General features: G+C 73.4%; 13 protein-coding genes and 1 tRNA gene. 6 read left to right on the plus strand and 8 right to left on the minus strand.

Features of this window, described 5'->3' with window-relative positions:
* Window positions 1-87: 87 nt before the first annotated feature.
* Genes galE through galT form a run of 3 tightly spaced genes read right to left on the minus strand, consistent with a single transcriptional unit; the run spans window position 88 to window position 3,333 of the window.
* Window positions 88-1,068: a UDP-glucose 4-epimerase GalE gene (galE, locus tag FS793_RS11605; RefSeq protein WP_144720668.1), complete on the minus strand. Its 981-nt coding sequence runs from the start codon at window positions 1,066-1,068 to the stop codon at window positions 88-90.
* The gene (gene galK / locus FS793_RS11610; RefSeq protein ID WP_144720669.1) at window positions 1,065-2,210 is read right to left on the minus strand and encodes a galactokinase; all 1,146 of its coding nucleotides are present in this window, start codon (window positions 2,208-2,210) and stop codon (window positions 1,065-1,067) included. The genes galE and galK overlap by 4 nt, the downstream gene beginning before the upstream one ends.
* Entirely contained in the window at window positions 2,203-3,333 is a 1,131-nt protein-coding gene (galT, locus tag FS793_RS11615) for a galactose-1-phosphate uridylyltransferase (protein ID WP_144720670.1), read from the minus strand. Before galT ends, galK begins: the two co-directional genes overlap by 8 nt.
* Window positions 3,334-3,451: 118 nt before the next feature.
* Between galT and FS793_RS11620 the strand changes: the two genes are divergently transcribed.
* Window positions 3,452-4,264 carry a DeoR/GlpR family DNA-binding transcription regulator gene (locus FS793_RS11620; protein WP_144720671.1) on the plus strand — a complete coding sequence of 271 codons (813 nt, stop codon included), beginning with the start codon at window positions 3,452-3,454 and terminating at the stop codon, window positions 4,262-4,264.
* Window positions 4,265-4,280: 16 nt separating this feature from the next.
* Here the strand turns inward: FS793_RS11620 and FS793_RS11625 are convergent, their stop codons facing one another.
* Complete coding sequence (locus FS793_RS11625) at window positions 4,281-4,685, minus strand: DUF3151 domain-containing protein (RefSeq protein ID WP_144720672.1); 405 nt, start codon at window positions 4,683-4,685, stop codon at window positions 4,281-4,283.
* A gap of 9 nt (window positions 4,686-4,694) precedes the next feature.
* Window positions 4,695-5,591 carry a LysR family transcriptional regulator gene (locus FS793_RS11630; protein WP_144720673.1) on the minus strand — a complete coding sequence of 299 codons (897 nt, stop codon included), beginning with the start codon at window positions 5,589-5,591 and terminating at the stop codon, window positions 4,695-4,697.
* A gap of 125 nt (window positions 5,592-5,716) precedes the next feature.
* Here FS793_RS11630 and FS793_RS11635 point away from each other — a divergent pair, with 125 nt between their 5' ends.
* On the plus strand, window positions 5,717-9,175 hold the full coding sequence (locus FS793_RS11635) for a bifunctional proline dehydrogenase/L-glutamate gamma-semialdehyde dehydrogenase (RefSeq protein WP_144720674.1): 3,459 nt from the start codon (window positions 5,717-5,719) through the stop codon (window positions 9,173-9,175).
* 42 nt (window positions 9,176-9,217) lie between these two features.
* Here FS793_RS11635 and FS793_RS11640 read toward each other — a convergent pair whose 3' ends face one another.
* Both FS793_RS11640 and FS793_RS11645 read right to left on the minus strand, forming a co-directional pair.
* Window positions 9,218-10,684: a phospholipase D-like domain-containing protein gene (locus FS793_RS11640; protein WP_144720675.1), complete on the minus strand. Its 1,467-nt coding sequence runs from the start codon at window positions 10,682-10,684 to the stop codon at window positions 9,218-9,220.
* Complete coding sequence (locus FS793_RS11645; protein WP_144720676.1) at window positions 10,684-11,172, minus strand: YajQ family cyclic di-GMP-binding protein; 489 nt, start codon at window positions 11,170-11,172, stop codon at window positions 10,684-10,686. The genes FS793_RS11640 and FS793_RS11645 overlap by 1 nt, the downstream gene beginning before the upstream one ends.
* A gap of 114 nt (window positions 11,173-11,286) precedes the next feature.
* On the opposite strand from FS793_RS11645, the gene FS793_RS11650 reads away from it, so the two are divergent.
* Window positions 11,287-11,371, plus strand: a tRNA-Tyr gene (locus FS793_RS11650).
* A 206-nt stretch (window positions 11,372-11,577) separates the two neighbouring features.
* The gene (locus FS793_RS11655; RefSeq protein ID WP_144720677.1) at window positions 11,578-13,380 is read left to right on the plus strand and encodes a M23 family metallopeptidase; all 1,803 of its coding nucleotides are present in this window, start codon (window positions 11,578-11,580) and stop codon (window positions 13,378-13,380) included.
* A 135-nt stretch (window positions 13,381-13,515) separates the two neighbouring features.
* Here the strand turns inward: FS793_RS11655 and FS793_RS11660 are convergent, their stop codons facing one another.
* Window positions 13,516-15,144: a glycoside hydrolase family 13 protein gene (locus FS793_RS11660; RefSeq protein ID WP_144720678.1), complete on the minus strand. Its 1,629-nt coding sequence runs from the start codon at window positions 15,142-15,144 to the stop codon at window positions 13,516-13,518.
* Between the two features lie 171 nt (window positions 15,145-15,315).
* Between FS793_RS11660 and FS793_RS11665 the strand changes: the two genes are divergently transcribed.
* Together FS793_RS11665 and FS793_RS11670 are read left to right on the plus strand one after the other, a co-directional pair.
* Window positions 15,316-15,681 (plus strand): DUF485 domain-containing protein, encoded by a 366-nt coding sequence (locus tag FS793_RS11665; RefSeq protein ID WP_144720679.1) that lies wholly within the window; start codon window positions 15,316-15,318, stop codon window positions 15,679-15,681.
* Window positions 15,678-17,264 (plus strand): solute symporter family protein, encoded by a 1,587-nt coding sequence (locus FS793_RS11670; RefSeq protein ID WP_144720680.1) that lies wholly within the window; start codon window positions 15,678-15,680, stop codon window positions 17,262-17,264. Before FS793_RS11665 ends, FS793_RS11670 begins: the two co-directional genes overlap by 4 nt.
* Window positions 17,265-17,377: the final 113 nt, after the last annotated feature.

The following is a 17,377-nucleotide window of genomic DNA, read 5'->3' on the forward strand; positions in this document are numbered from 1 at the left end:
TGCCGAGGGACGCCGGGCGCTCGTCGGATGCCCGCGAGGGTGCGCGTCAGGACGCGCCGAGCGCGCGGCTCGGTGCTGGGTCGCCCGTCAGGCGCTCGCGGCCTGCGAGGCCGACCATGCCGACGCGACCATCTCGTCGATCGTGTGCCGCATCCGCCAGTCGAGGTCGCGCGCGGCCAGGGTGCCGTCGGCGACGATCGCCGCCGGGTCGCCCGAGCGGCGGGGTGCGATGACAGGGTCGAAGGCGACGCCGGTCGCTGCGGCGATCGCGCGCATGAGCTCGCGATTCGACGCGCCGTGCCCGGAGCCGAGGTTGTAGACGGGCTCGAGCGGCTCGTCGCGCTCGAGACGAGCGGCGGCGGCGACGTGCGCGAGCGCGACGTCGGCGACGTGCACGTAGTCGCGCACGTTGGTGCCGTCGGGCGTCGGGTAGTCGTCGCCGTTGATCTGCGGCGTGCGGCCGTCGGCGAGCATCGCGAGCACCTTCGGCACGAGGTTGTGCGGGCTCGTGTCGCGGATGCGGTCGCTGCTCGAGCCGATGACGTTGAAGTAGCGCAGTGCGACGCCCGCGAACGGCCTGGCGTCGAGCGCGGCCGCGGCGCGCTCGTCGTCGAGCAGCCACTCGCCGACGAGCTTGGACTCGCCGTACGGCGACTCGGGCGCCGTGGGCGTGGTCTCGGTGACGCGGTCGAGGTCGGGGGAGCCGTACACGCCCGCGCTCGACGAGAACACGATGCGGTGGACGGCCGCCGCGCGCATGGCGTCGAGCAGCTCGACGGTGCCCGTCACGTTCTGCCGGTAGGTGTGCAGGGGGCGCCGCACCGACTCGCCCGCGTACTTGTAGCCCGCGAGGTGCACGACGCCGACGACGTCGCCGGCGAGCGCGCGCTCGAGCGTGGCGCGCTCGAGCAGCGATCCCTCGACGAGCTCGGCGCCGTGCGGCACGAAGGCACGGTGGCCGCTCGAGAGGTCGTCGAGCACGACGACGTCGCGGCCCGCTGCGAGCAGCGCCTCGGCGACGTGCGCGCCGATGTAGCCCGCGCCGCCCGTCACGAGCCACCGCGTCATCGGTCTGCCCGCCCGGCTCCCGCGCTGGCGCGCACCGTGAAGGTCGTGGGTGTCGGATGCCCGGCGCCAGTGACGCGCGCTGTCACGGCGGCGGCGATCTCGTCGGCGCGATCGACGTCGACGAGCGCGATGCACGCGCCGCCGAAGCCGCCGCCCGTGATGCGAGCACCGAGCGCGCCGGCGGCGACGGCGGCGTCGGCAGCGGCGTCGACGGCGGGCACGGATGCCTCGAAGTCGTCGCGCATCGAGGCGTGCGCGGCCGTGAGGATGGGGCCGAGGTCGCGGGGGCGCCCGTCGCGCACGGCGGCGGCGGCCTCGCGGCAGCGGAGCGTGTCGGTGACGACGTGCCGCGCGCGGCGCGCGAGCGCCTCGGGCAGGGGAGCGAGGGCATCCTCGAGCCCCGCGGCCGGCACGTCGGCGAGCAGCGCGACGCCGAGCAGGGCGGCGGCCTCCTCGCACTCGCGCCTGCGCACGCCGTAGCCGCCGCTCGTGTGGTCGTGGCGCACGGTCGAGTCGATCACGAGCACGGCGAGGCCCGCGGCATCGAGTCCGAGCGGCACCGTCTCGACCGTGTCGGCGCCGAAGTCGAGCAGCAGCGCGGCGTCGGCATGCGACAGGAGCGCAGCCGACTGGTCGAGCGTGCCCGTGGGGGCGCCGGCCACGACGTTCTCGGCGCGCTGGCAGATCGCCACCATCGCCTCGCGCGTCGTCGGCAGCCCCCAGAGCTCGGCAGCGGCGACGCACACGGCCGCCTCGAGCGCGGCCGACGACGACACCCCGACGCCGACGGGCACGTCGGAGTCGATCCACAGGTCGAGGCCGCGCACGCGGTCGGCTGCCGTCTCGGCGTCGAGCAGCGCCCAGAGCACGCCGAGCGGGTAGGCGCTCCACCCCGCCGCATCGGCGAGGTCGGCGATGCGCATCTCGACGATGCCGTCGGCGAAGGCCGTGCCGACGCGCACGACGTCGTCGTCGCGCAGGGCCGCGGCGACCGCCGTGCGTCGATCGATCGCGATGGGCAGGCTCGCGCCCCCGTTGTAGTCGGTGTGCTCGCCGACGAGGTTGACGCGCCCGGGCGCCGACCACGTGCCCTCGGGTGCGGCGCCGAAGGCGCGCTCGAAGTCGGTCGCCACGTCACGCATGGGTGCGCTCCCGTCCCGCACCCTCGTGCGCCGAGGTCTCGGCGAGGGCGTCGACGCGTGCGAGGGCGCCGCGCAGCAGCTCGGCACCGACCTCGGGGGTCGTGTCGCCGACCCACGCGCCCATCGCGGCCTCCGAGCCGGCGAGGAACTTCAGCCGGTCGGCCGATCGCCTCGGCGACGTGATCTGCCAGGTGAGGCGCACGAGGTCGCGGTCGGCGCCGACGGGGGCCTGGTGCCATGCGGCGATGTAGGGCGTCGGCGTCGGGTAGAGCGCGTCGACGGCGCCCAGGAGGCGCAGCGACAGCCCCGCGAGGTCGTCGCGCTCGGCCTCGTCGAGCGCGGCGAGATCGGGCACGTGCCTGCGCGGCTGCACGTGCAGCTCGAGCGGCCAGCGGGCGGCGAACGGCACGTACGCGACCCAGTGGGACGTCTCGGCGACGAGCCGTGCCCCGCCGAGCTCCGACGCGAGCACGTCGCCCTGCAGGTCGCCGTCGTGCTCGCGGATCGCGCGTACGAGCTGCTGCGTGCGCGGCGTGACGTACGGATACGCGTAGATCTGACCGTGCGGGTGGTGCAGCGTGACGCCGATCTCGACGCCGCGGTTCTCGAAGACGAACACCTGCTCGACGCCGGGCATCGCGCTCAGGGCCGCCGTGCGATGCGCCCAGGCGTCGACGATCGTGCGAGCCCGCATGCGCGTCTGGGTCGCGAACGAGCCCGTGTGCTCCGGGCTGAAGCACACGACCTCGCAGCGGCCGATCGACGGCTGCCGACGCTCGAGCCCGTCCTCGTCGTGCACGGTGCCGCCCAGCGCGGGGCCGAAGGCCGGCGACCGGTTCTCGAAGACGGCGACCTCGTAGTCGTCGGGGATCTCGCTGGGGTTCGTCGGGCTCTGCGGCGCCAGCGGATCGAGGTCGGCGGGCGGCAGGTGCACGCGTCCCTGTCGGGCTGCGGCGAACGTCACCCATTCGCCCGTGAGGGGGTCGCGACGCAGGTCCGGCGTGGCGGGGCGTGCGTCGAGCTCGCGTCGATCGGGGCTCGGGGAGCGCTGGGGGCTGCCGTCGGCATCGAAGTAGAGCAGCTCGCGGCCGTCGGCCAGCGTGGTCGCCGTCACTCGTGTCATCGGTCTCTCTCCCCACCAGCAGCGCGCGCGGGGTGCGCCACGATGCGATGGACCGATACTATGACATTCTGTTCGCTTTTGTGTGACTTTGTGGGCGAATCTGTTCGAAGGAGCGCGCATGGTGCATGTCCCACTCGCCACCGACCGCCGGGCACGGATCCTCGAGCTGCTGCGCTCGCAGCGCGCCGTGCGCATCTCCGAGCTGGCCGAGGGGTTCGGCGTGTCGCCCATGACCGTGCGGCGCGACATCGAGGGCCTCGAGGCCGAAGGCGTCGTCGAGCGCGTGCACGGCGGTGCGCGCCTGCCGCTGCTCCACGAGGAGGCCGAGCCCGAGCCGCAGCGCAAGGCGCTGCTGCAGCCGGGCGAGAAGCGCGCGATCGCCCGAGCCGTCGCGGACCTGGTCGTGCCCGGCACCGCGGTGGGCATCGGCTCCGGCACCACGACGCTCGAGCTCGCGCGCGTGCTCGCCGACCGCGACGACCTCGACGGCCTCACGGTCGTCACGAACGCGCCCGCCGTCGCCGACGTGCTCGCCGGCGTCGCGGGCGTGACGGTCATCCTCATCGGCGGCGTGCGCACGATCTCGGGCGCGCTCGTCGGGCCCATCGCGACGAGCGGCATCCGCCAGCTCAACCTGCACACGCTCGTCATCGGCTGCCACGGCATCGACCCCGAGCGCGGCGCCACGGCGCCGAACCTGCTCGAGGCCGAGACGAACCGCGCGTTCATGGCGCAGGCGGCCACGACCGTCGTCGTCGCCGACGCCACGAAGTGGGGGGTCGCCGGGCTCGCGACCTTCGCAGCCTTCGACGAGATCGACGTGCTCGTCACCGACGAGGCGCTCGCCGAGGGCCACGTCGCCGCGCTCGCCGAGGACGTCGAGCGCCTGCTGCTCGTCGATCCCGGCTCGGGCGCGGTGCGTCGCGCCTGACGGCGGCGTCGCGGCGTCAGCCCAGCAGCGCCTCGGCGCCCTCGGCGCTGGAGTCGCGCAGGAAGGTACGGCAGCGCTCGGCCTCGGCCGCGTCGCCGAGCGCCTCCGAGGCGGTCGCGAGCGCTGCGAGCGAGCGCAGGAATCCCCGGTTCGGCTCGTGCGACCACGGCACGGGGCCCTGGCCGCGCCAGCCGCCCCGCCGCAGCGCGTCGAGCGAGCGGTGGTACGCCGTGCGGGCGAACGCGTAGCCCTCGATCGTCTCGCCCGAGGCGAGCGCCTCCTCGGCGAGCATCGCCCACGCGAGCACCGAGTCGGGATGCGCGGCGGCGACGTCGCGCTCGTGCGAGCCCGCGCCGAGCGCGTGCGCGCCGGAGTCGACGGGGAGGAGCGTCTCGGGCGGGCCGTCGAGCAGGTTCTGCATGCCTCGACCCTACGGGCGCGCGGGCGTCGGCAACGCCGCGAATGCCTCGGCGAGCGCCCGACGCACGCGAGCGACGGCGGCGTCGCCCCGCGACGAGACGCGCGTCGCCGCGAACACCTCGCGCACGGGCGACCCGGGCAGGTCGAGCAGCCGCATGCCCTCGGTACCGCCGACGAGCGCGAGATCGGGCAGCATCGCGACGGCGTGCCCCGCGGCGACGAGGTGCGCATGGGCCACGAGATCGGTCGCCTCGAAGCGCACGTCGGGCTCGAAGCCGGCGGCGCGGCACTGCTGCACCGACCACGCGCGCACCGCGGCGCCCTCCGGCTCGAGCGCCCACGCGTGTCCCGCGAGCTCGGCGATCGACGTCGCGGGGTCGTCGTCGGGCACGGCGATGCGGATGGGGTCGTGACCGAGCAGCGTGCGCTCGACGCCCTCGCGCAGCGGGCGCGAGTGGCCCGGGTACTGCTCGGCGACGACGAGGTCGAAGCCGCGCGCCGCGAGCTCGTCGAGCGCGACCTCGGGCGGCAGCTCGGCCATCGTCACGCGCACGGGTCGGGCGTCGGCCGCGAGCAGCGTGAGCGCAGGCGGCACGAGGTGCTCGGCAGCCGTGGGCATGACGGCGAGTCGCACGACGGGCGTCGCGGTCGCCGAGGCGAGGGCGACGCGCGCCTCCTCGTCGAGCGCGAGCGCTCGCGCGGCATGCGCCGCCAGCGCGTGCCCGGCGTCGGTGAGCCGCAGGCGCCGGCCGTCGGCCTCGGTCAGCGCGACCCCCGCCTCCCGCTCGAGCAGCGCCAGCTGCTGCGACACCGTCGACGGGCTGTACGAGAGGGCGGCGGCGACCGCGGCGATCGTGCCGCGCTGCGAGAGCTCCAGCAGCAGGCGCAGGCGTCGCAGCTCGAGCACGTCGCCTCCCATCGTTCGATGCCGCCGAATGGTCATCATCGTAGACGTGCGCTGTTCCCGAACGGTCTTCGGGTGCACGCTCGCATCGAGGGCAGCGTGCGCCGCCCGGGAAGCGACGATGCGCCATGACGAGCACCCAGCCCATCCCCACGCGAACGTCCGAGGTCGCAGGCCTCGCCGACGAGGCCATCGCGCTCGTGCGCCGCTGGCTCGACGAGAGCCGCACCGAGCCCGTGGACGCCGCCGCGCAGCGCCTCGCCGGCGTGCTCGGCGACGAGCACGGCCTCGCCTTCACCGTCGGCTTCGTCGACGGCGTCGTGCGGCCCGAGGACCCGGCGGTCGCCGCCCGCGCGCTGCGCGAGCTCGTGCCGCTCACGCCGCGATTCCTCGCCCCGCCGCTGCGCTGGGCCATCGCGCTCGGCGGCGCCGTCGCGCCGCTCGCGCCGCGCCCCGTCGTCGCGGTCGCGCGCCGCGTGCTGCGATCGATGGTGCGCCACCTCGTCGTCGACGCGACCGACGCGCGCCTCGGTCGCACCATCCGCGCGCTGCGCGAGACGGAGGGCGTGCGGCTCAACGTGAACCTGCTCGGCGAGGCGATCCTCGGCGACGAGGAGGCCGCGCGCCGCCTCGAGGGCACGCGGGCGCTGCTGGCGCGCGACGACGTCGACTACGTGTCGATCAAGGTGTCGTCGACCGTGGCGCCGCACTCGCCCTGGGCGTTCGACGAGGCCGTCGACGACGCGGTCGCCGCGCTGCTGCCGCTCTACCGCCTCGCCGCGACCGCGGGGGCGACGAAGTTCATCAACCTCGACATGGAGGAGTACAAGGACCTCGACCTCACGCTCGCGGTCTTCATGCGCCTCCTCGACGAGCCCGACCTGCACGGCCTCGAGGCGGGCGTCGTCATCCAGGCGTACCTGCCGGATGCGCTCGGCGCCATGCAGCGGCTGCGCACGTGGGCGACGGCGCGCGTCGACGCCGGCGGCGCCCCGATCAAGGTGCGCGTCGTCAAGGGCGCCAACCTGCCCATGGAGCGCGTCGACGCCGAGGTGCACGGCTGGCCGCTCGCGACGTGGGGATCGAAGGTCGAGACCGACGCCTCGTACAAGGCCGTGCTCGACGACGCCCTGCACCCCGAGCACGTGCGCGCCGTGCGCATCGGCGTCGCGGGCCACAACCTCTTCGACGTCGCGCTCGCGTGGCTGCTCGCCGAGCGCCGCGGCGCCGCGGCCGGCATGGACGTCGAGATGCTGCTGGGCATGGCGACGGCGCAGGCCGCCGTCGTGCGCCACACCGTCGGCTCGCTGCTGCTGTACACGCCCGTCGTGCACCCTGCGGAGTTCGACGTCGCGATCGCGTACCTCGTGCGCAGGCTCGAGGAGGGCGCGTCGCACGAGAACTTCATGTCGGCCGTCTTCGACCTCGGCGACGACCCCGTGCTGTTCGCGCGCGAGCGCGACCGCTTCCTCGCCGCCATCGCGGCGATGCCCGCCGACGTGCCCGCCCCCGCGCGCATCCAGGACCGCACGGTCGAGCCCGCACCCGGACCGCGCGGTGCCTTCGACAACGCTCCCGACACCGATCCGAGCATCGCGGCGAACCGCGCGTGGGGCGACGGCATCCGCGCGCGCATGGCCGACTCGCGGCTCGGCCTCGCCACTGCGGAGGCGCATGTGGTGCGCGACCCCGCCGGCGTCGACGCGCTCGTCGCCGAGACGGTCGCCGCCGGTGCTGGATGGCGTGCGCTGGGCGCCGTGGCGCGCGCCGAGATCCTGCACCGTGCGGGCGACGTGCTCGAGCGTCGCCGGGCCGAGCTGCTCGAGGTCATGGGCGCCGAGTGCGGCAAGGTGCTCGAGCAGGGCGATCCCGAGGTCTCGGAGGCGATCGACTTCGCCCACTGGTACGCCGAGCAGGGCCTCGCCATGCAGCGCATCGACGGCGCGACCCCCGTGCCGGTCGGCCTCACGGTCGTGACGCCGCCGTGGAACTTCCCCGTCGCGATCCCCGCCGGCTCGACGCTCGCGGCGCTCGCGGCCGGCTCGCCGGTCGTCGTCAAGCCCGCCCGCCAGGCGCGACGGTCGGGCGCCGTCATGGTCGAGGCGCTGTGGGAGGCGGGCGTGCCGCGCGACGTGCTGCGCTACGTGCAGCTCGGCGACTCGTCGCTCGGCTCGCTGCTCGTCGGCCATGCGGCCGTCGAGCGCGTCATCCTCACGGGCGGCTACGAGACCGCCGAGCGGTTCCGCGCCATCCGCCCCGACCTGCCGCTGCTCGCCGAGACGAGCGGCAAGAACGCCATCGTCGTGACCCCGTCCGCCGACCTCGACCTGGCCGCCCGCGACGTCGCAGCGTCGGCCTTCGGGCACGCCGGCCAGAAGTGCTCGGCAGCGTCGCTCGTGATCCTCGTCGGCTCCGTCGCGACCTCCGAGCGGTTCCGTCGTCAGCTCGTGGACGCGGTGCGGTCGATGCCCGTCGGCCTGCCCTGGGAGGGCACGAGCAAGGTCGGCCCGCTCATCGGGCCCGCCGACGGCAAGCTGCTGCACGCGCTCACGACCCTCGAGCCGGGGGAGCGCTGGGTGCTCGAGCCCGAGCGACTCGACGAGGCGGGGACGCTGTGGCGGCCGGGCATCAAGGAGGGCGTGCGGCCCGGCTCGCCCTTCCACCTCACCGAGTACTTCGGCCCCGTGCTCGGCATCATGACCGCCGCGACGCTCGACGACGCCATCGGCCACGTCGACGCCATCGAGTACGGCCTGACGTCGGGCATCCACGCGCTCGACGACGATGAGGTGCAGCGGTGGCTCGCGGGTGTGCAGGCAGGCAACCTCTACGTCAACCGCGGCACGACGGGCGCGATCGTGCGTCGGCAGCCGTTCGGCGGCTGGAAGCGCGCGGCGGTCGGGGCCGGCACGAAGGCCGGCGGCCCGAGCTACCTCGTGGGGCTGACCGGCTGGGCGGATGCGACCCCCGCGCCGAGCGCGCAGCCTGCGGACGCGCTGGCCGCCGCCGCGCTCGCCGCCCTCGGCGACGCCGCGACGCCCGAGGAGTCGACGTGGCTGCGCGCCGCCCTCGCCACCGATGCCGTCGCGTGGAGCGAGGAGCTCGGCGCCGTGCACGACGCGACGGGGCTCGAGATGGAGCAGAACGCGCTGCGACACCAGGCCGTGCCGGTCACGGTGCGCGCCGAGCATGCGACGGCCGTCGAGGTCGTCCGCATCGCCGCCGCCGGCGTGCGCGCGGGTGGCGCGCTCACGGTGAGCGTGCGCGACGCGCTGCCCGCCGGCGTGGTCGCATGGCTGGAGGGCTCGGGCGCGACGGTCGCGATCGAGGACGCCGCCGCGTGGGCGGCGAGCGCCGCGCGGATCGCCGAGACCGGCGGGCGGGTGCGCCTCGTCGGCGCGACGGCCGCCACGACTGCCGCCGCGACGAACGGCTCGCCCGCCGTCGCGCTCTACGTCGGGCCGGTGCTCTCCGCTGGCCGCGTCGAGCTGCTCGCGTTCCTGCGCGAGCAGGCGGTGTCGATCTCGGCGCACCGCTTCGGCACGCCGCGCCGGCACGACGTCCCCGCGCTGCTGCCGGCACGATGACCCGGCGTCGGCCCGGCGTCGCTCCGGCGGCGTCGGGCCGCGCTACTGCAGCGCCGAGGTGAGCCGCGCCACGTTGTCGAAGATCTGCCCGATGCGCGGACGGTCGAGCCACGCCTCGAGCGTCAGCTCGCTCGACGCGCGACGGTAGCGCTCGGCGATCTCCTGCAGCCGATCCGCCATCTCCGATCCCTCGAGCAGCATCGAGATCTCGAAGTTGAGCCCGAACGAGCGCATGTCGATGTTCGACGAGCCGAAGATCGAGTGCTCGCCGTCGAAGACCATGAACTTCGAGTGCAGCACGACGGGCTCGCGGTACAGCCAGATCCGCACGCCCGCGCGCAGCAGCGTCTCGTAGTACGAGCGCTGCGCGTGGAAGGTCCAGAACTGGTCGCCGATCGCGCTCGCGAACAGCTCGACGCGCACGCCGCGCATCGCGGCCGACGTGATCGCGTACGACATGGCGTCGTCGGGCACGAAGTACGGGCTCACGATCGTGATGCGGTCGACGGCCGTGTGGATGCACTCGAGGAAGAGGCGCAGGTTGTTCTCGCCCTCGAAGCCCGGCCCGCTCGGCACGACCGACGCCTCGACCTCGCCGGGCCTCGCCGGGTCGCCGACGCCCTGGTCGACGAGCTCGTTCGTCTCGGCCCACCAGTCGGAGAGGAACAGCACGTCGATCTCGCGCACGACGGGTCCGCGCACCTCGAGCCAGGTGTCCTTCCACTCCAGGCCGCGCTTGACGTTCTTCGACCACAGGTACGAGGGGTCGATGAGGTTGAGCGATCCCGTGAAGCCCACGTCGCCGTCGACGACCATGAGCTTGCGGTGGTTGCGCAGGTCGGGGCGCTGCCACTGCCCGCGCAGCGGACGCAGCGGCAGCATGTCCTGCCACTGCGCACCCATCGCCTCCAGTCGGGCGACCGTCTCCTTGCGCCGCGGGTAGCGCACGCTCGTGATGTGGTCGACGAGCACCTTCACCTCGACGCCGCGGCTGCGCGCGCGCTCGAGCGCTGCGAAGAAGGGCTCGGTCGCCTCGCTCGAGACGATGAGGTAGAACTCGGCGTGCACGTACCGCTCGGCCTCGTCGATCGCTCGCGCCATCGCGGCGACCTGCTCGGCGAAGTCGTCGTGCACGACGCACGCGTTGCCGCCGAGATGCGGCAGCGAGGTCTGCGCGCGCAGCATCTGCAGCACGCCGGGCAGCCACTCGGCCGAGCGCTGCGGATCCTCCTCGTCGGGGATGTCGCGCGTGACCTCGCCGATCACGTCCTGCAGCGCGAGCATCTTGCGACGGCGACCACGCGGCAGGCGGTTGTGGCCGAGGGTCGCGAAGATGATCCAGCCCGCGATGGGCTGCACCATGATCAGCAGCAGCCACGCCATCGCCGCGGGCGGGCGCCGGTTGTACGGCACGACGAGCACCGCGGCGATGCGCAGCAGGATGTCGATCACGACGAACGCGACCGCGACGCCCTGCCCGAGCCCCGTGTCGGGCAGGAGGTCGAGCATCAGCGGAAGTTGACGAACTGCAGCGCGATGTCGACGTCGGCGGTCTTCAGCAGGCGGATGGTGGCCTGCAGGTCGTCGCGGTTCTTCGAGCTGACGCGCAGCTCGTCGCCCTGGATCTGCGACTTCACCGTCTTCGGCGCCTGCTCGCGGATGATCTTCTGCACCTTCTTCGCATCCTCGGTGCCGATGCCGTTCTTCAGCCCGATCTCGATGCGGTGCTCCTTGCCGGAGGGATACGCGTCGCCCGTGTCGAGCTGCTTCAGCTCGATGCCGCGCTTGACGAACTTCGACTGCACGACGTCGAGCACCGCCTCGACGCGCTCCTTCGTGGAGGCCTTGAGGAGGATGCGCTCGCCCTGCCACGCGACGTCGGCACCGACGCCCTTGAAGTCGTAGCGCTGCTCGACCTCCTTGCGCGCCTGGTTGACCGCGTTCTCGGCCTCCATGGGATCGACCTTGCTGACGACGTCGAACGAGGAATCTGCCATGCGTTCGAGTATGGCGGATGCGGCCGAGTCGGCTCCGAGCGAGGGGCGTCTCGCGCAGGTGGTCACCGACGCGGCCGCGGCTTGCTATCCTGATCTCTGCCCTTCGCGGGCATCGGCGAGTTACCCAAGCGGCCAAAGGGATCTGACTGTAAATCAGACTGCTCAGCATTCGGGGGTTCGAATCCCTCACTCGCCACCATCGAGGCCCCGCTCCAGGCGGGGCCTTCGGCGTTCCGGGCGCCTGCGAGACCGCGGGCGCGACCCCGCGGATCCCCCGAGCAGCGTCACTCGACCTTGTCTCGTCGTTACCATCCTGTTACCTTGGACGCTGCTGCCTTCCCGGGTCGCGGGTACCCTCGGGAGGCAGAAGACCTTTCCGCGAGCAGCCCCGAAGGACCTCACGACGTGACGCACAAGGACGAGTCGGCTCCCGCCGACGCCGACCTCACCGTGCCGTCGACCCGTCGTGGCCGCCGCGATGGCGAGCGCGAGGCCGCGCACCGCGCCCTCTACGCCGACTCCGCGCAGCCGTCCTCGTCGATGCGCGTCGTCGACGGTGGTGCGCCGATGTACCGCACGCGCCGCGAGATGCGCGAGTCGGCCTCGCGCCTCGCCCGTGACCTTCCCGTGATCGTCGAGCCCGTGCTCGAGGCGGATGCAGCCGACGTCGACGCGTCGTCGACCGCGGCGTCGCCCGAGTCCACCGCGCCGGCGAAGCCGGGGGGCCGTCGCGCACGACGTGCCGCCGACGCGACGCCGGCCGCTGCCGAGCCCGTCGCCCCGATGCCCGCGCCGGCCTCGCGTCGCTCGCGCCGCATGGCCGTGCTCGCCTCGTCGCCGACCGCTCCCGAGCGGACGCAGGCGGTCGACGAGACGCCGGCCGCCGAGCAGGCCACCGCCGCCCGGCCGTCGGTCGACGCACCGCCCGCCACCGCGGCCGAGCCCGTCGCCGCCGAGTCGACGACCGCTCACGGCTCGCGTCGTGCGCGTCGCGCAGCCACGCCCGGCGTGGATGCGCCCGCAGCGTGGAGCGACCTCGCGTCCGCGCCGCAGGACGACCGAGCGCAGACGCAGGTCGTCGCGCCCGAGCCCGTGGTCGAGGCACCCGCCGCCGTCGCGGCAGCGGCGCCCACCGCATCCGCGCCCACCGCATCCGAGCCCACCGCATCCGCGCCGACGGACGTCCGAGCCGTCACGCGCGCCGAGCGTCGTGCCGCGCAGGCCGCGAGCAGCGACGAGGTGTCGGCGGCCGTCGCCGCCGTGCTCGGCAGCGAGCAGGAGGACGTCGCCTCGACCCCCGTGCGCAGCCCGCTGCGTCGCGAGGCTCGCGCTCCGAAGCCCGCCATCGTCGCTCGGCGTCCGATCGCGCACGCACCCGTCGTGCGTCCCAGCCGTCGGGCCCGCTCGGGCGCTGCGCGCAAGGCGATGCAGCGGCTCGCGGCAGCCGGCGTCATCCTCAGCATCGGCTCGTTCGTCGCCGTCACGTCGCTGCCGGCGCAGGCGTTCTCGCCGTCGGAGCCGTCGTCGACGACCGGTGCGTACGGCGACGTCGAGGTCGAGCAGCAGCTCGACGTGACGACGGGCAGCGGCGCCCACGGCGACGAGGAGGTCACCGCGGTGCTCACGCGCGACGACTTCGGCGTCGACGACGCGCTCGCCACCGCCCGCATGGGGGCCGACGAGCTCGCCTCGCTGCAGTCGGTCGCGGACTCCGAGGAGATCGGCCCGTACTACGGCGGCGACCCGGCGATGCCGGCGGTCTGGGCACAGCTCGAGACGTCGTACACGCAGTCGCCGTTCCCCTCGCTGGCCGAGGTGCCGGTGTCGAGCGGCTTCGGCTATCGCTGGGGCTCGTTCCACGGCGGCGTCGACCTCATCCCCGGCGCCGGCACCCCGGTGTACCCGATCGCGAACGGCGTCGTCGTCGCGACGTGGCAGGGCAACAACCCCGGCGGCGGCGGCTACGAGGTCATCGTCGAGCACAACATCGACGGCCAGTACTTCCAGTCCTGGTACCCGCACATGCAGGCCGGATCGATCCAGGTCGAGCCCGGCCAGGTCGTCGACATCACGACCCAGCTCGGCGCGGTCGGCTCCACGGGACGCTCGACCGGTGCGCACCTGCACCTCGAGATCAAGAACGGCGACTACATCTCGGTCGACCCGCTCGTCTGGCTCGCGACGCGCGAGCAGATCCTCGAGCCCTAGCCGCCCGCACCGGCTCCGAGCGCGCACCCTCTCGGGGAGCGCGCTTCGTGCGTCTCGCAGGCGATCCGGGGCCGCGGAGGGACGATCGCCCTCCGCTGCCCCGGATCGCACGATGCGCGGATCGCGAGACGCGCGTCAGCGCACGAGCACCCAGGCCGTCTCGTCGGCGCGCAGCGACGCGGCGTGCAGGTCGGTGGATGCGAGCAGCAGCTCGCCGGCGGGCAGGTCGATGGCGTCGTGGCCGATGTTCGCGATCACGACGACGTCGCCGTTGCGGAACGCGACTGCGCCCGGCCCGAGGTCGAGCCACTCCACGGAGCCCGAGCCGAGCCCGTGCTCGCGACGCAGGCGCAGCGCCTGCGTGTACATCTCGAGCGTCGAGCCGGCGATGCCGGCCTGGCGATCGCGCGCGTACTCGGCCCACGACGCCGGCTGCGGCAGCCACGACTCGCCCGTGGGGCTGAAGCCGAAGCCGGGGGCGTCGGCCTCCCACGGGATGGGCACGCGGCAGCCGTCGCGGCCCCACATCTCGCCGTTCGTGCGGTGGAAGGTCGGGTCCTGGCGTGCCTCGGCGGGGATGTCGACGACCTCGGGCAGCCCGAGCTCCTCGCCCTGGTAGACGTACGCGCTGCCGGGCAGCGCGAGCATCAGCGCGGTCGCGGCGCGCCCGCGGCGCAGCGACACCTCGGGATCGGCCTTCGACGCCGAGGTCGGGCCGATGCCGACGCCGTGCGGCGGCTGCGGCACGAGCGCGAGGCGCGTCCGGTGGCGGATGGTGTCGTGGTTCGACAGCACCCACGTCGAGGGGGCGCCGACGGCGCCGAAATCGGCGATCGACTCGTCGATCACCTCGCGCAGCCGCCTCGCATCCCACGGCGTCTCGAGGTAGACGAAGTTGAAGGCCTGGTGCATCTCGTCGGGCCGCACGAACCGCGCCATCTTCGACAGCGGATGCACCCACGCCTCGGCGCACAGCACGCGGTCGCCGTCGTACTCGGCGAGCAGCGCGTGCCAGCGGCGGTAGACCTCGTGCACCGACTCCTGGCCGAAGAAGGGCGACTCCATCGACCCCGTCGTCACGGCGTCCTCGTCGATGTCGGGCAGGCCCGGGGCCTTCATGAGGCCGTGCGCCACGTCGACGCGGAACCCGTCGACGCCGCGGTCGAGCCAGAACCGCAGCACGTCGTCGAACATGTCGGGCACCTCGGGGTTCAGCCAGTCGAGGTCGGGCTGCGAGGTGTCGAAGATGTGCAGGTACCACTGGCCGTCGGCGACGCGCGTCCACGCGGGGCCGCCGAAGACCGACTGCCAGTTGTTCGGCGGCTCGGAGCCGTCGGGGCCCTTGCCGTCGCGGAACACGTAGCGGGCGCGCTGGGCCGAGCCGGGCGCTGCTCGCAGCGCCTCCTGGAACCACTCGTGCTCGTTCGACGTGTGGTTCGGCACGAGGTCGACCACGATCCTGAGGCCCAGCTCGTGCGCCTCGGCGATGAGCCGATCGGCGTCGGCGAGCGAGCCGAAGAGCGGATCGACGTCGCGGTAGTCGGCGACGTCGTAGCCGGCGTCGTGCTGCGGCGAGCGGTAGAACGGGCTCAGCCACACGGCGTCGACGCCGAGCGAGGCGAGGTGCGGCAGGCGATCGGCGATGCCGGCGAGATCGCCGACCCCGTCGCCCGACGCATCCGCGAAGCTGCGCGGGTACACCTGGTAGATCACGGCGGTGCGCCACCACTCGGCGCCGGACTGCGTCGTCGTCACGTCGGACATGCCCCAAGGCTATGGGGCGCGCGGCACGCGGTCGGCACGCGCCCAGCGATTCGCGGGCGTGTGGATGGCTGCCCGCCCGTGCGTCGAGACACGGGGTACGGTGCCTGCAGGTAGTTCAGAGTCGAACGACACCCGAGTCGATCGGCGCCCTCGATGGAGAGAGCGACATCCATGACGACCCCAGACCATCTCGCGGACCGCAGCATCGCGGTCCAAGCCAGCCCGGAGTTCCAAGCCCTGCGGCGCTCCTTCTTCACGTTCATCCTGCCGCTGACGGTGCTCTTCCTGCTGTGGTACCTCGCGTACGTGCTGCTGGCCGGGTTCGCGCCCGACCTCTTCGCGACGCGCGTCGGCGACTCCAACATCACGGTCGGGCTGCTGTTCGGCCTCGGCCAGTTCGTGACGACGTTCGGCATCACGATGGCGTACCGCTCGTGGGCGAACAAGCGCTACGACCCGCACGCGGCGGAGCTCCGCGACGAGATGGAGCGCGGCGAGCTGGACGGGCCCGTCGCAGGCGAGGAGGCGGCACGATGAGCGACGAGATCAACCCGGTCATCAACATGGTCGTGTTCGGCATCTTCGTCGTCGCGACCCTGATCATCGTCTTCCGCGTGTCGAAGCGGAACGCGACGGCCACCGAGTTCTTCGCGGGCGGACGCTCGTTCTCGGGACCGCAGAACGGCGTCGCCATCGCGGGCGACTACCTGTCGGCGGCCTCGTTCCTCGGCATCTGCGGCGCCATCGCGGTCGCCGGCTACGACGGGTTCCTGTACTCGATCGGCTTCCTCGTCGCCTGGCTCGTCGCCCTGCTGCTCGTCGCCGAGCTGCTGCGCAACACGGGCCGCTTCACGATGGCCGACGTGCTGTCGTTCCGCCTCAAGCAGCGCCCCGTGCGCATGGCGGCAGCGCTCGCGACCCTCGTGGTGTGCTTCTTCTACCTCGTCGCGCAGATGGCGGGCGCCGGCGGCCTCGTCGCGCTGCTGCTGGGGCTCTCGGGTCCCGTGCCGACGGGCATCACCGTCGCGATCGTCGGCGTCGTCATGATCGTCTACGTCATCGTCGGCGGCATGAAGGGCACCACGTGGGTGCAGATCATCAAGGCCGTGCTGCTCGTGGCCGGCGCGGGCATCCTCACGATCGTCGTGCTCGTCATGGTCGGCTTCGACTTCTCGGAGCTGCTGCAGCGCGCCGTCGACGCGTCGCCGGAGGGCGAGGCGATCCTCGCGCCCGGACTGCAGTACCCGAACCCGATCGACTTCCTGTCGCTGGGGCTCGCGCTCGTGCTCGGCACGGCGGGCCTGCCGCACGTGCTCATGCGCTTCTACACGGTGCCGACGGGCAAGGAGGCGCGGCGCAGCGTCGTGTGGGCGATCTGGATCATCGGCATCTTCTACCTGTTCACGCTCGTGCTCGGCTACGCCGCGGCCGCGTTCGTGGGACCGGAGATCCTCACGGATCCGTCGACGCCGGGCGGGCAGAACGCCGCGGCGCCGCTGCTGGCGCTCGAGATCGGCGGACCGGTGCTCATGGCCGTGATCTCGGCCATCGCGTTCGCGACGATCCTCGCGGTCGTCGCCGGCCTCGCGATCACGGCGGCGACGTCGTTCGCGCACGACATCTACGCCTCCGTCATCAAGAAGGGGCAGGCCGACCCGAAGCAGGAGGTGAAGGTCGCGCGCCGCACGGTCGTCGTGATCGGCGTCATCGCGATCCTCGGCGGCATCGTCGCGCAGGGCCAGAACGTGGCGTTCCTCGTGGCGCTCGCGTTCGCGGTCGCGGCGTCGGCCAACCTGCCGACGATCCTCTACTCGCTGTTCTGGAAGCGGTTCAACACCACGGGTGCGCTGTGGTCGATGTACGGCGGGCTCGCGAGCTGCATCCTGCTCATCGTCTTCTCGCCGGCCGTCTCGGGCGGCCCGAAGTCGATGTTCCCCGGGCTCGACTTCGACCTGTTCCCGCTGTCGAACCCCGGCATCGTCTCCATCCCGCTCGCCTTCCTGCTCGGCGTCGTCGGCACGTTCGTGGGCAAGCCGGAGGCCGACCACGACGCGAAGCAGGCCGAGATGGAGGTGCGCTCGTTCACCGGCGCCAACGCGGCGAAGGCGAGCGACCACTGAGCCGCTGACCGAGGTGGTCGGTCACGATCCGGCCACGAAACCGATGCGACGCGTCCCACGGCTTGCCGTGGGGCGCGTCGCTCGCTTGGATCGGGGCACGCGCGACGACGCGC

Origin of the sequence: Agrococcus jejuensis (assembly GCF_007679035.1) — a bacterium.
Lineage (GTDB): Bacteria > Actinomycetota > Actinomycetes > Actinomycetales > Microbacteriaceae > Agrococcus > Agrococcus jejuensis_A.

What these genes read in the sequence shown, in the direction of transcription:
- FS793_RS11645 (WP_144720676.1), bottom strand. Translation starts at nt 11,172, where the DNA reads ATGGCAGATTCCTCGTTCGACGTCGTCAGCAAGGTCGATCCCATGGAG.
- FS793_RS11635 (WP_144720674.1), top strand. Translation starts at nt 5,717, where the DNA reads ATGACGAGCACCCAGCCCATCCCCACGCGAACGTCCGAGGTCGCAGGC.
- FS793_RS11660 (WP_144720678.1), bottom strand. Translation starts at nt 15,144, where the DNA reads ATGTCCGACGTGACGACGACGCAGTCCGGCGCCGAGTGGTGGCGCACC.
- FS793_RS11670 (WP_144720680.1), top strand. Translation starts at nt 15,678, where the DNA reads ATGAGCGACGAGATCAACCCGGTCATCAACATGGTCGTGTTCGGCATC.
- FS793_RS11620 (WP_144720671.1), top strand. Translation starts at nt 3,452, where the DNA reads ATGGTGCATGTCCCACTCGCCACCGACCGCCGGGCACGGATCCTCGAG.
- galE (WP_144720668.1), bottom strand. Translation starts at nt 1,068, where the DNA reads ATGACGCGGTGGCTCGTGACGGGCGGCGCGGGCTACATCGGCGCGCAC.
- FS793_RS11625 (WP_144720672.1), bottom strand. Translation starts at nt 4,685, where the DNA reads ATGCAGAACCTGCTCGACGGCCCGCCCGAGACGCTCCTCCCCGTCGAC.
- galT (WP_144720670.1), bottom strand. Translation starts at nt 3,333, where the DNA reads ATGACACGAGTGACGGCGACCACGCTGGCCGACGGCCGCGAGCTGCTC.
- FS793_RS11640 (WP_144720675.1), bottom strand. Translation starts at nt 10,684, where the DNA reads ATGCTCGACCTCCTGCCCGACACGGGGCTCGGGCAGGGCGTCGCGGTC.
- galK (WP_144720669.1), bottom strand. Translation starts at nt 2,210, where the DNA reads ATGCGTGACGTGGCGACCGACTTCGAGCGCGCCTTCGGCGCCGCACCC.
- FS793_RS11665 (WP_144720679.1), top strand. Translation starts at nt 15,316, where the DNA reads ATGACGACCCCAGACCATCTCGCGGACCGCAGCATCGCGGTCCAAGCC.